The 12590-nt window shown below is 68.7% G+C and carries 3 protein-coding genes and 1 pseudogene; all 4 read left to right on the forward strand.

Annotated elements, in window-relative coordinates; translation table 11 throughout:
- The 4 genes and pseudogenes from G6N54_RS27725 to G6N54_RS27740 all read left to right on the forward strand — a co-directional run bounded on the left by G6N54_RS27725 (position 1) and on the right by G6N54_RS27740 (position 12543).
- Positions 1-6582, forward strand: a pseudogene (locus tag G6N54_RS27725) (amino acid adenylation domain-containing protein).
- A complete protein-coding gene (locus G6N54_RS27730) occupies positions 6579-10994 on the forward strand; it encodes a non-ribosomal peptide synthetase (protein ID WP_163793826.1) in 4416 nt (1471 codons plus the stop codon). Before G6N54_RS27725 ends, G6N54_RS27730 begins: the two are co-directional and overlap by 4 nt.
- Complete coding sequence (gene mbtG, locus G6N54_RS27735; protein ID WP_163793828.1) at positions 10991-12271, forward strand: NADPH-dependent L-lysine N(6)-monooxygenase MbtG; 1281 nt, start codon at positions 10991-10993, stop codon at positions 12269-12271. The genes G6N54_RS27730 and mbtG overlap by 4 nt, the downstream gene beginning before the upstream one ends.
- Entirely contained in the window at positions 12268-12543 is a 276-nt protein-coding gene (locus G6N54_RS27740) for an MbtH family protein (RefSeq protein ID WP_163793831.1), read from the forward strand. Before mbtG ends, G6N54_RS27740 begins: the two co-directional genes overlap by 4 nt.
- The last annotated feature ends 47 nt before the right edge of the window (positions 12544-12590 follow it).

A 12590-nucleotide genomic window follows, 5' to 3' on the forward strand; every position in this document is an offset into this window, starting at 1 on the left:
GTGACTGAAACCACCAATGCCAGCACCCAGCTCGACGAGAAGCGCCTGGAATTGTTGCGCCGCAAAATCGCCGAGCGCGGCCTGGCCAGGCCCGAGGCCGAGGCTGCGGTGCCGACCTTCGACGAACCGCGCATGTCCGGCGGTCAACACCGGATGTGGTTCGTGCAGTCGGTTGACCCCGACAGCGCGCTGCTGAACGTCTGTGTCTCGTACCGAGTTACCGGCACCGTTGACGTGGCACGCCTGGGAGACGCGGTCAAGGCCGTCGCCGCGCGCCACCCGGTGCTGCACACCACCTACGAGACCGACACGGACGGTGTGCCGTATCCGGTGATCCGCGAGGACCTGCGGCCGGACTGGGCCGAGCACGACTTGTCGGGCCTGACGGATCAGTCGCGGCGGCTGCGGCTGGACGTGCTGGCGCAGCGGGACTTCTGCCGGCCCTTCGACCTGGCCAAGGATTCGCCGCTGCGGGTCACCGTGGCGCGCTTGGCGGCCGACGAACTGATGCTGCTGTTCACCGCTCACCACATCGCATGGGACGACGGGTCGTGGGCGCCGTTCTTCGCCGACCTCACGCGCGCGTACTCCGATCCGGACGGTTTTGCCGCCGCGCCGGCTGCGCGGGCTCCCGCCGTCCACCCGGCATTCACCGACGCCCCCAATCACCAGGAGGACGCCGAGTACTGGCGGCCGCTGATCGCCAATCTGCCGGAACCACTTGAGCTTCCGGGCCCCAACGGCTCGGTGGTGCCGAGCACCTGGCGCGCGCAGCGCACCACGACGCGGTTGTCGTCCGACATTGCCGAGCGGGTAGCGGCACTGGCCCGGGAAACCGGCGCCACGCCCTACATGGTGTTGATGTCCGCATTCGCCGCGCTGATCCAGCGCTACACGCAATCGAATGACTTCCTGGTCGCGGTCCCGGTGCTGAATCGCGGCGTCGGAACCGAGGACGCGATCGGCTACTACGGCAACACCGTGATCATTCGGCTACAACCGCACTCCCACCAGACATTCCGGGAACTGCTGACCCAAACCCGGGACAGCGCCGTAGGCGCTTTCGCGCATGCACGCGCCGACCTGGATTGGCTGGTGCGCGAATCCAATCCCGATCGTCGCCGCGGCGCGGACCGGATGACCCGAGTGAGCTTTGGGCAGCGCGACGCCGACGGCCCCGGCTTCTGCCCGCCGGGTGTGTAGTGCGCGCGCGCCGAGCTGCGCGGTCACTTCAACCAGCTGCCACTGAGTTTCATGGTCGAGCTGGAGCGCTCGGCGCGCGGCGGCGGGCTGGTCGAAGCCGAGTATCTGGTCGAGGTGCTGGATCGCCCGTTGGTCGAGCAGCTGCTGCGGCACTATGTCGTCCTGCTGGACAGCGCGCTGAGCAACCCCGACGCGAAGCTGGCCGCGTGCGCGCTGATGAGCGGCGAAGACGCCGAGTGGCTGCGGCAAATGTCGACGGGCGAAGAGTTCACCACCCCGGCGGCCACGTTGCCGGAGTTGGTCAGCCGGCGCGCCGCGCAGTCGCCCGATGCCGTCGCCGTCGGCTACGAGGGTCGCAACTACACCTATCGGGAGATCGACGAGGAGTCGAACCGGGTGGCGCACTGGCTCATCCAGCAAGGTATCGGTACCGAGAACCGGGTCGCGCTCCTGCTGGACAAGTCGCCCGAACTCGTCATCACGGCGCTGGGCATCCTCAAAGCGGGCGCGGTGTACATGCCGGTGGACCCCACCTACCCACAGGATCGGATCGCGTTCATCCTAAGCGATGCGGACGCGAAACTGGTCGTGCGCGAACCGGTTACCGGCTTGTCGAATTACCCTGTCACCGCACCCGAGTTGATTCGCCCGCTGAGCCCGCACAACACCGCCTACCTGATCTACACGTCAGGTTCGACCGGGCTGCCCAAGGGTGTTCCGGTGCCGCACGCGCCGATCGCCGAGTACTTCGTCTGGTTCGGCGACGAATACCAGATCGATGCGACCGAATCGCTGCTGCAGGTCGCGTCGCCGAGCTTCGACGTATCGATGGGCGAGATCTTCGGCACGCTGATCATGGGCGCCCGGCTGGTCATTCCGCGCCCGGACGGGCTGCGCGACATCGGTTATCTGACCGATCTGCTCAGTCGCGAAGGTATCACCTTGATGCACTTCGTGCCGTCGCTGCTGGGACTGTTCCTGTCGCTACCCGGCGTCAGCCAGTGGCGCACGCTGCGGCGCGTCCCGATCGGTGGGGAGGCCCTGCCTGGCGAGATCGCCGACAAGTTCCACGCCACCTTCGACGCGTTGTTGTACAACTTCTACGGACCGACCGAGACCGTGGTCAACTGCACCAGCTTTCCGGTACAGGGCACGCAGGGCACCCGGATCGTGCCGATCGGCAAGCCCAAGATCAACACCCAGGTGTATCTGCTCGACGACGCGCTACAACCGGTTCCGGTCGGTGTGATTGGCGAAATCTACATCGCCGGAAAACATGTCGCGCAGGGCTACCACCGCCGCCCGGGACTGACATCCGAGCGGTTCGTCGCCGACCCGTTCACCGCATGCGGGCGGATGTACCGCTCGGGCGACCTGGCCCGGCGCAACGCCGACGGAGATATCGAGTTCGTCGGCCGCGCCGACGAGCAGGTCAAGATCCGTGGCTTCCGCATCGAGCTCGGCGAGATCGCCGCCGCCATCTCGGTCGACCCCAGCGTCGGACAAGCCGTGGTGCTGGCCGTCGACCTGCCGCGGCTGGGGAAGAGCCTGGTCGGATACGTGACCCCGGCACCAGGCTGCGGCACCGAATCCGTTGACGTCGAACGTATTCGCGCCCGGGTGGCCGCGGCGCTGCCGGACTACATGACGCCGGCCGGCTACGTGGTGCTCGACGAGATCCCGATCACCGCGCACCAGAAGATCGACCGGTCCGCGCTGCCGCAGCCCGAGATCGCGGCCAATGCCGAATACCGCGAACCGACGACAGCGACCGAGCGCCGCATCGCCGGACTATTTTCCACCCTGCTCGGCCATGATCGGGTGGGTGTCGACGACTCGTTCTTCGATTTGGGCGGCCACTCACTGGTGGCGACCAGATTGGTCACCGCGATCCGCTCGGATTGCGGTGTGGAGCTTGGTATCCGCGACATCTTCGAGCTGGGGACGGTGGGCCGGCTGGCCGAGCGGGTCGACCAGCTGGGGTCCGGTGCGCTCGTCGAGTCGCGCCCGAAGCTGATCGCGACCGCTCACGACGAGCCGCTGCCGCTCTCGGCGTCACAGCTGCGCAGCTGGTTCGCGTACCGCATCGACGGGCCCAGCTGGGTCAACAACATTCCGTTCGCCGCGAAGCTGAGCGGGCCGTGGGATATCGAGGCGCTGATCGCCGCCATCGGCGACGTCGTTGCCCGTCACGAAATCCTGCGCACCAGCTACGTCGAAATCGACGGCGTGCCCTACCAAGTGGTCAATCCGGCCGGCGACCTGCCGATCCGCCGCGCGTCGTTCGACGGCCTCGCCCAGGACAACGAGGCCTGGCTGACCGAACAGCTCGACGTCGAGCGTCAGCACTGCTTCGAGCTCGACAGCGAGCGACCCATCCGGATCGCCTTGCTGCGCAACGGCATTGACACGTGCGAACACGTGATGTCGTTCGTGGTCCATCACATCGCGTCCGACCACTGGTCGGCGGGCGTGCTGTTCTCCGATGTGTTCACCGCGTACCGGGCGCGGCGGGCCGGGGAGGTTCCGTCGTGGGCACCGCTTCGGGTCCAGTACGCCGACTACGCGGCGTGGCAGGGCGCGTTCCTGGGTGACTCGAGCGGTCACGAGTCCGCGGTTGCCAGCGAGCAACGGGAGTACTGGACCCATCAGCTGGCCGGAATGCCGGAGGACGCCGGGCTGCGGCCGGACTTCGCCCGCCAGCCGGTGCCCAGCGGTGCGGGTGAATCCGTCGACTTCCGCATCGACTCGGCTACCCGCGGCAAGCTTGCCGAGTTGTGCCGCGAGCTGGGCATCACCGAATTCATGCTGCTGCAAACGGCCGTCGCCGTGGTGCTGCACAAGGCGGGCGGCGGCACCGACATTCCGTTGGGCACCCCGGTTGCCGGGCGCACCGAAGCCGAATTAGACCAGCTGATCGGCTTTTTCGTCAACATCCTGGTACTGCGCAACGACCTCGGCGGCAACCCGACGCTGCGCGAGGTGCTGGCGCGGGCGCGGGAGACCGCACTGGCCGCCTACGCCCACCAGGATCTGCCGTTCGACCGCGTGGTCGACAGCGTCAGCCCGGTGCGTTCGCTGTCGCGCAATCCGTTGTTCCAGGTCGTGGTGCACGTGCGGGATCACCTACCCGCCATCCGGGTCATCGATTCGGGGTCCGACGGCAGCGAGGACACGGTGTGCACCTCGCTGGACCCCGTCTTCGACATGGCGCATGCCGACCTCAGCGTCAACTTCCTGGGCGTCGACGGCACCGACGGCACCGGATACAGCTGCAACGTCATCTACCGCACCGAGCTGTACAGCCGGTCCACGATCGAGCGGCTGGCCAGCTGGCTGGCCCGGATCATCACCGAGTTCGCCAACAACGTTGACCAGACGTTGCGCGACGTCGCGGTGATCGACGACGAGGAGCAGCGCCGCATCCTCGACGAGTGGAGCCGCGGCGCCCCGGCGCCGCAGGACCGGCCGCGGACCATTCCGGAATTGCTGGCTCCCAGCCGGAAATGGGGTACCGACCGGATCGCGGTGCGCTGCGGTGACGAGCAGCTCGATTACCCCGCGCTGCATCGTCGTTCGGACAACCTGGCGGCGCTGCTCGCCGAACACGGGGTGGCCCCGGGGTCACTGGTCGGGCTCTCGACACGGCGGGGCATCGACATGGTGGTGGCGCTGGTGGCCATCATGAAAGCCGGTGCCGGTTACTTCCCGATCGACCCGGGCTACCCGCTGGCACGCAAGCAATTCATGCTCGACGACGTGGTGCCCCCGGTGGTGCTGGCGACGGCCGCGGCCGCGGATAGTGCGCCGGAAGTTCACGGGGTCACCGTGATTTCGCTGGACGACCCGCGGGTGCGTGCGGCGGTGGAGAGCAGTGCCGCGGTGGCGCCACCCGCGACCCTGCCCCACCCCGACGACCCGATGTTTCTGGTGTTCACCTCCGGGTCCACCGGCAAGCCGAAGGGCGCGTTGGGCACCCATCGGTCGATGTCGGCCCGGCTGGATTGGCAGTTGCGGCATTACCCGCCCTGCGCCAACGACATTCGCCTGGCGCAGGCCTCGATCACCTTCCTCGAGGGCGGCATGGAGATGCTGGCCGGCCTGGCGGCGGGGGCCACGATGATCCTGGCCGACGACGCCGAGCACCGGGACGCCGAAGCGCTTGGGGCGCTGATGGATCGGCATTCGGTGGCGCAGGTGACCGCGGTGCCCAGCCTGGTCTCCGCGCTGGTCGACACCCGGTTCGATGCGGTGCGATCCCTGTCACGGCTGGTCTGCGGCGGCGAGCCGGTGAGCGCGTCGCTGCTGGAGCGGCTGGTGGCCGCGTGTGCAGACGGCTCAGACATCCAGCTGTTGAACAACATCGGCTCCACCGAGACCTCCGGCGCGATGTCGCGTGGGCCGCTCGGCCCACCGACTCCGCGGGTGGGCAGACCGGTGCCGGGTGGGGATGCCTTCCTGCTCGACGACGGTCTGCGCCCGGTGCCGGTCGGTGTGGTCGGCGAACTGTATTACGCCGGCGACCAGCTGGCCCGCGGCTACTGGAAACGTCCCGCTCTGACCGCGACGCGGTTCGTCGCCAATCCGTATGCGCTGGAGCCCGGTTCGCGGCTGTACCGCAGTGGCGACCTGGCCCGGTGGACCGAGGACGGGCAGCTGGAGTTCGCCGGCCGGATCGACCACCAGGTCAACGTGCGCGGTTTCCGGATCGAGCTGGGTGAACTCGAGGCCGCATTGACCGCGGTCGACGGCGTCGCCGCAGCGGCGGCGTGCACCTGGGAGGTGCACGGCGGTCTCTCGCTGGCCGGATATGTTGTGCCGCAACAGCCGATCGTCGACGACGCCGACAAGGCAACCTTCGCGGGCGCGGTGCGCGCCGCGATCGCGACGACGCTGCCTGGCTACATGATGCCCTCGTCGTTGACGGTGCTCGACGCGATGCCCAAGACCGACTCGGGCAAGCTGAACCGGCCCGGGCTGCCCAAGCCGGCGGTCAACACCGGCGGACAGATCGAGCCGCCGCGCACCGACACCGAGCGGGCGCTGGCCACTGTGTTCGCCGAACTGCTGTCGACTCCGGAGATCGGGCGGTTCGACGACTTCTTCTCCCTCGGCGGCGACAGCATCCTGTCGGTGCAGCTGTCGGCGCGGGCCCGAGCCGCCGGGCTGGCGGTCAGCCCGCGCATGGTCTTCGAGCATCCGACGCCTGCGCAGCTGGCGGCCGCCCTGGACGCCCCGCGCGACGGGCAGACCGACACCGATCAAGCCGACGTGCCGGCGGACACCCGCTTCGAGCCGATGGCGGTGTCCGGACTGTCGGCCGACGATCTGGCTGCCGTGTCGCGGCTGTGGTCGTCGTCGCGTGACGGCACCTCGTGACCGCCACCAAAAGCGATGTCGCGCCTGACATCGAGGACCTGATGGCGTTGAGCCCCCTGCAAGAGGGGCTGTATTCGCTGAGCGCGCTCACCGAATTCGTCGAAGGTGAAGCGGCCGACGATCCGTACATGATCGGGATGGCGGCAGACATCTCCGGCGCGCTCGACGTCGGGCTGCTACACGATTGCGCGGCAAAGTTGTTGGCCAGACACCCGAATCTGCGGGCCAGCTTCTTCAGCCGTGGGATTGCGCGTCCGGTGCAGATCGTGCCTGCTCGGGTCGAATTGCCGTGGCGAGTGGTCCAGGCCGCGCCCGACGGGGTCGAAGCGCTGGAGGTGGCCGAACGCCGGCGACCGTTCAATCTGGAGCGCGGGCCGGCGATCCGCTTCTTGCTGATCGAATTGCCCGGCCCGCGTTGGCGTTTGGTGATCACCGCCCACCACATTGTGATCGACGGTTGGTCGTTGCCGGTGTTCGTCAACGAGCTGATGATCTTGTACGGCGCCGGGGGAGACCCGGCCGCGTTGCCCGCCGCACCGCGGCCGTACCGGGATTACATCGGTTGGTTGGCAAGCCGCGATCCCGAAGCCAGCCAACAGGTTTGGCGTCACCACCTGCCCGGCCTGCCCGGCCCCACGCTGCTGTCGGCTTCGCTTGGTTCGGCCGAGGCGGCCGACGGGCAGCAGACCGGCCTGCCGCACACCACCGAGCTGCGGCTGCCCGCCGAAGACGCCGATCGACTGGTCGAGGGCACCCGTTCGCGCGGCATCACCGTCAGCACCCTGATGCAAATAGCCTGGGCGCTGGTGTTGTCGAGGCTGACCGACACCCATGACGTGGTCTTCGGGGTCACCGTCTCCGGCCGTCCGCCCGAACTCGCCGGCGTCGAGACGATGATCGGACTGTTCATCAACACCGTCCCGATGCGGGTGCGGCTCGACCCGGCCGTCGGCGTCGGCGATCAGTGTCGTGCCGTGCAGCGCAACGCCGCGCTGCTGCGCGAGCACGGCTATCTCGGGCATGCGCAATTGCGCGCGCTGGGCGGGGTGGGCGAGATGTTCGACACCCTGCTGGTCTACGAGAACTTCCCGTTGGACGGCCTGGTCGCTGGTGGCGAATTGACCGCCGGGGCGGCCAAATTCCGGCCGGCCGCGCTGCAGAGCCTGTCCCACTTCCCGGTCGCGATCGCCGCCCACATGGAGGGCCGCGAACTGGTGGTCCTGGTCGAGGTGCTCGACGGCGCGCTGGGGGCCACCTCCGCCGAGCTGCTGGGCAACCGAGTGCTGAGCACCGCCGAGCGGCTGCTGCAAGCCTGGGAGCGCCCGCTACGTGAGGTCAGCGTCCTCTTCGAGGACGAGGCGGTGACGGGCGCGGGTGCGACGGCCCCACCGGCCGCCGGCATCCACACCCGGTTCGCCGGGGTCGCGGCGACAACGCCCGACAACCTCGCGGTCAGCTGGGCGGGTGGCACGCTGAGTTACCGCGAGCTCGACACCCGCGCCAATGCCCTGGCAGCCCGGCTGTCCGAACGCGGGGTGAAGCCCGAAACACCGGTGGCCATAAGGCTTTCCCGTGGCCCGGAGTACATCGTCGCTATGCTGGCGGTGCTCAAGGCCGGCGGCATGTGCGTGCCGATGGAGCCGGGGCTGCCGCCCGAACGGGTGGAGTCGATCCTGCGGCAAACCGGCGCGTCGATCATCGTCGACGAGGAACTGCCGGCGGCGATGGAACGGGATGCCGGGGACTTCCAGCCGGTCGAGGTGCCGCCGGAGCAGGCCGCATATGTCGTCTTCACCTCGGGGACGACAGGAGAACCCAAGGGCCTCATAGGAACTCACGCGGCGCTCGGAGCATATGCCGACGATCATCTGGACAGCGTGTTACGGCCCGCGGCTGCGCGGCTGGCTCGCCCGCTGCGCATCGCGCACGCGTGGTCGTTCGCGTTCGACGCCGCCTGGCAGCCGCTGGTCGCGCTGCTCGACGGCCACGGCGTGCACGTCATCGACGAGCGGACCCAGACCGACGCCGAGGCCTTGGTCGCGGCGATAGCCGAGCACCGCGTCGACATGATCGACACCACGCCGTCGATGTTCGCCCAACTCACCGCGTGCGGTCTGCTCACGACGGTTCCGCTGACGGTGCTGGCGCTGGGCGGGGAAGCGCTGGGCAAGTCCGCCTGGGCCCAGATCCGCGGCGAGTGCGAGCGAACTCAGCTGCGCGCCTACAACTGTTACGGCCCAACCGAAACGACCGTCGAGGCGGTGGTGGCCGACATCACGGAGTACGACGAGCCGGCGATCGGGCGGCCGACCCGGCACACCCGCGGTTACGTGCTGGACTCGGGGCTAAATCCGGTGCCGGTCGGGGCTACCGGCGAGCTCTATCTGGCCGGCGCGCAGTTGGCCCGCGGCTATCTGGGCCGCCCGGGGGAGACCAGTCATCGATTCCTCGCCGATCCGTTCGTCGCCGGGGAGCGGATGTACCGCACCGGCGATCTGGTGCGCCGCGGGACCGCCGGGGCGCTGCAGTACGTCGGGCGCGCCGACGCACAGGTGAAGATTCGCGGCTATCGGGTGGAACCGGGTGAGATCGCCGCGGCGCTCGAATCCCACCCCGCGGTCCAGCACGCCGGTGTCCTGGTGCGACGTCTGCAATCCGGGGCGCGGCTGACCGCTTACGTGGTGATCGCCCAAACCGCCGCGCCCAAGCCGTCGGCGGCCGCGCTGCGCGACGCCCTCGGGACCCGATTGCCGCGCTACATGATTCCGCAGCGCATCGTCACCGTCGACGAAATCCCGCTGACGGCCAACGGCAAGCTGGACGAAGCCGCGCTGAGCGCATTCGATGGGGCCGGGGCCGCCGAAGCCGGGGCCGAGCCGGAAACCCCCACGGAAGTCGCACTGACCGAACTGCTTTCGGAGCTGTTGCACCAGCCCCGGATCGACGTCGCCGCCGACTTCTTGCAGCTGGGCCTGGACAGCATCATGGCACTGTCGGTGGTGCAGGCGGCGCGGGCGCGGGGTATCGCGCTGCGCGCCAGGCTCATCCTCGAATGCGCCAACGTCCGGGAACTGGCGGAGGTGATCGATTCCGAAACGGAGTCTGCGGCAACGGAAGTCGAAGACAGCGTCGGGCCGATGCCGGTGCTGCCCAACGGCCGCTGGCTCTACGAATACGGCGAGCCTCGCCGGCTGGCGCAGACCGAAGCCATCCGGCTGCCCGACGACGTCAGCCGCGAACAACTGGATGCCGCGCTGGCCGGCATCATCGCCGGACACGAAGTGCTGCGCACCCGACTGGACCGGGCCGCCATGACCCTGGTTCCCGCGGAACCCACCGAGACTCTGATCGACGAGGTATCGGCGCCCGAGGATCTGCGGGCCGTGGTCCCCGAGCACGTCGCCGCGGCCGTCGACCGTCTCGACCCAGAGCGCGGAAGACTGCTGGCCGCGGTGTGGCTTTGCCCCGCGGCCGGACCGAGTGTGCTGCTGCTGGCCGCCCACGTGTTGGCGATGGATCCGGCCTCCTGGCGGGTCGTTCTCGGCGAACTGGATTCCGCGCTAACGGCTTTGGGCACCGGCCATTCGCCCGCGCCGATCCGCGAGCACACCAGCTACCGCCGCTGGGTCGGCGCGCTGGCCCAGCGCGCCGACCAGTTGGACACCGCGCAGTTCTGGGCGGCGCAACTGGAGGGCGACGATCCCAATCTCGGTGCCCGACGGGTGAACCCGGGCCGCGATCGGGCCCGCGATCTGATCGTGCGCATGGTCGCCGCCGATGCGGAGACCACCCACCGGCTTTGGGATTGCGGGCTGCCGCTGCCGCATCTGCTGGTGGCGGCCACGGCGGCAATGGTGACGCGCTGGCGCCAGCGTAGCGGACAGCCCACCCCGCCGCCGCTGCTGGCCTTGGAAACCCACGGCCGCGCAGAGAGTTTGGTAGACGGGCCCGGCGCGCGCACCATCGATACGGGCGACACGATCGGTCTGCTCAGCTCCATCTATCCGGTCCGGGTTGCCTCGGCCGACCCGCGTCACGTCGGTGAGCAGTTGGCGGCCATTCCGGGCGACGGACTCGACTACGGCCTGTTGCGCTACCTGCGCGCCGATACCGCCGCGCTTCTGGGCCGGCTGCCCGGTCCGCAGCTGCTGTTGAACTATCTCGGCGCCGCCCACACCGGAGGCGGGACCGTGCTGAAGCCGGAGCGCGCACTGCTGGCCGGGGTATCGCCGCAGCCGGAACCGGATCTCGCGGTGCGCCACGAACTCACGATCATGGCCGCCGTGCTGCCGTTCGACGGGCAGCGTGTCCTCGCCGCGCAGTGGCGCGCGCTGCCCGACATTCTCGACGACGCGGACATCTCGGCGTTGCAACAACTTTGGATTGAATCACTGCGGGAGGTGGTGACATGAGCACGCTAGCGATCCTCGGCGCCGGAGCCAAGGCGGTGGCCGTCGCGGCCAAGGCCAGGGCATTGCGCGACATGGGCGTCGAGGTCCCCGACGTGATCGCCGTCGAACGCACCGGGGTCGGGGCGAACTGGCAGGCGAGCGGCGGCTGGACCGACGGGGCGCACCGGCTGGGGACCAGCCCGGAAAAGGACGTCGGCTTCCCCTACCGGTCGGCGCTGGTGCCGCGCCGCAACGGCGAACTCGACGAGCTGATGATGCGGTACAGCTGGCAGTCCTATCTGATTGCGACCGCGTCGTTCGCCGAATGGATCGATCGGGGCAGACCCGCTCCGCCACACCGCAAATGGAGCCAATACCTGGGCTGGGTCGCCGACCAGGTCGGTATGCAAGTGGTGCACGGCGACGTCGATGGACTCGGCGTCGCCGGCGACCGCTGGGCGCTGTACACCCGCGAGACCACCGTGCACGCGGACGCGTTGATGATCACCGGGCCGGGCCAGGCGGAGAAATCGCTGCTGCCCGGGAACCCGCGAATGATGTCGATCGCCCAGTTCTGGGACCGCGCCGCCGGCCACGACCGGATCACCGCGGAGCGGGTCGCGGTGATCGGCGGCGGTGAGACCGCCGCCTCGATGCTCAACGAGCTTTTCCGGCACCGGGTTTCGACGATCACGGTGATCTCGCCGCAGGTGACGCTGTTCACCCGGGGCGAGAGCTTCTTCGAGAACTCGTTGTTCTCCGATCCGACAGACTGGACCGCGCTGACCCTGGACGAGCGCCGCGACGCGCTGTCCCGCACCGACCGCGGCGTGTTCTCGGCGAATGTGCAGGAAGCCCTGCTGGCCGACGACCGCATCCGTCATCTGCGCGGCCGGGTCGCGCACGCGGTGGGCCGCGACGGGCAGATCCGGCTGACGCTGTCCACCAACCGGTTCAGCGAGAACCTGGAGACGGTGCACGGTTTCGATCTCGTCATCGACGGTTCCGGCGCCGACGCGCTCTGGTTTACCTCGCTGTTCAGCCAGGACGCGCTCGACACGCTCGAACTGGGTCTGGGCGGACAGCTGGACTCCGAGCGCCTGCAAGAGGGGATCGGCTACGACCTGTCTCTCACCGAGGTGACCCCCAAGTTGTTCCTGCCCACCCTGTCCGGCCTCACCCAGGGGCCGGGGTTTCCCAACCTGAGCTGTCTCGGCCTGCTGTCGGACCGGGTGCTGGGGTCGTGGGTCGGTCCGGCGGGTTTGTCCAGATACCAAGCGATGGTGGAGAAGCGATGAGTACTAACCCTTTCGACGACGACAACGGCACCTTCTTCGTGCTGCTGAATGACGAGGAGCAGCACAGTCTGTGGCCGACGTTCACCGACGTTCCGGCGGGCTGGCGCGTGGTGTTCGGCGAAGCATCCCGGGCCGAGTGCCTGGACTATGTCGAACAGAACTGGCCCGACATCCGGCCGAAGAGCCTGCGGGATCCATCGGCGGAAGCCGGTCGGCTGGTTAGCCAGCAAACCCCAAATTCTGGGCTGCTACACAGGTTGCGCACAGATTAGTCGGCGATATCCGGAGTAGCATCTGTCACAACGTGCACAACCACACC

The organism is Mycobacterium stomatepiae (assembly GCF_010731715.1).
GTDB classification, from domain to species: Bacteria; Actinomycetota; Actinomycetes; order Mycobacteriales; family Mycobacteriaceae; genus Mycobacterium; species Mycobacterium stomatepiae.

Bases quoted from the DNA above. Each gene is read 5' to 3' on its own strand.
- G6N54_RS27740 (WP_163793831.1), top strand. From the start codon at position 12,268: ATGAGTACTAACCCTTTCGACGACGACAACGGCACCTTCTTCGTGCTG.
- mbtG (WP_163793828.1), top strand. From the start codon at position 10,991: ATGAGCACGCTAGCGATCCTCGGCGCCGGAGCCAAGGCGGTGGCCGTC.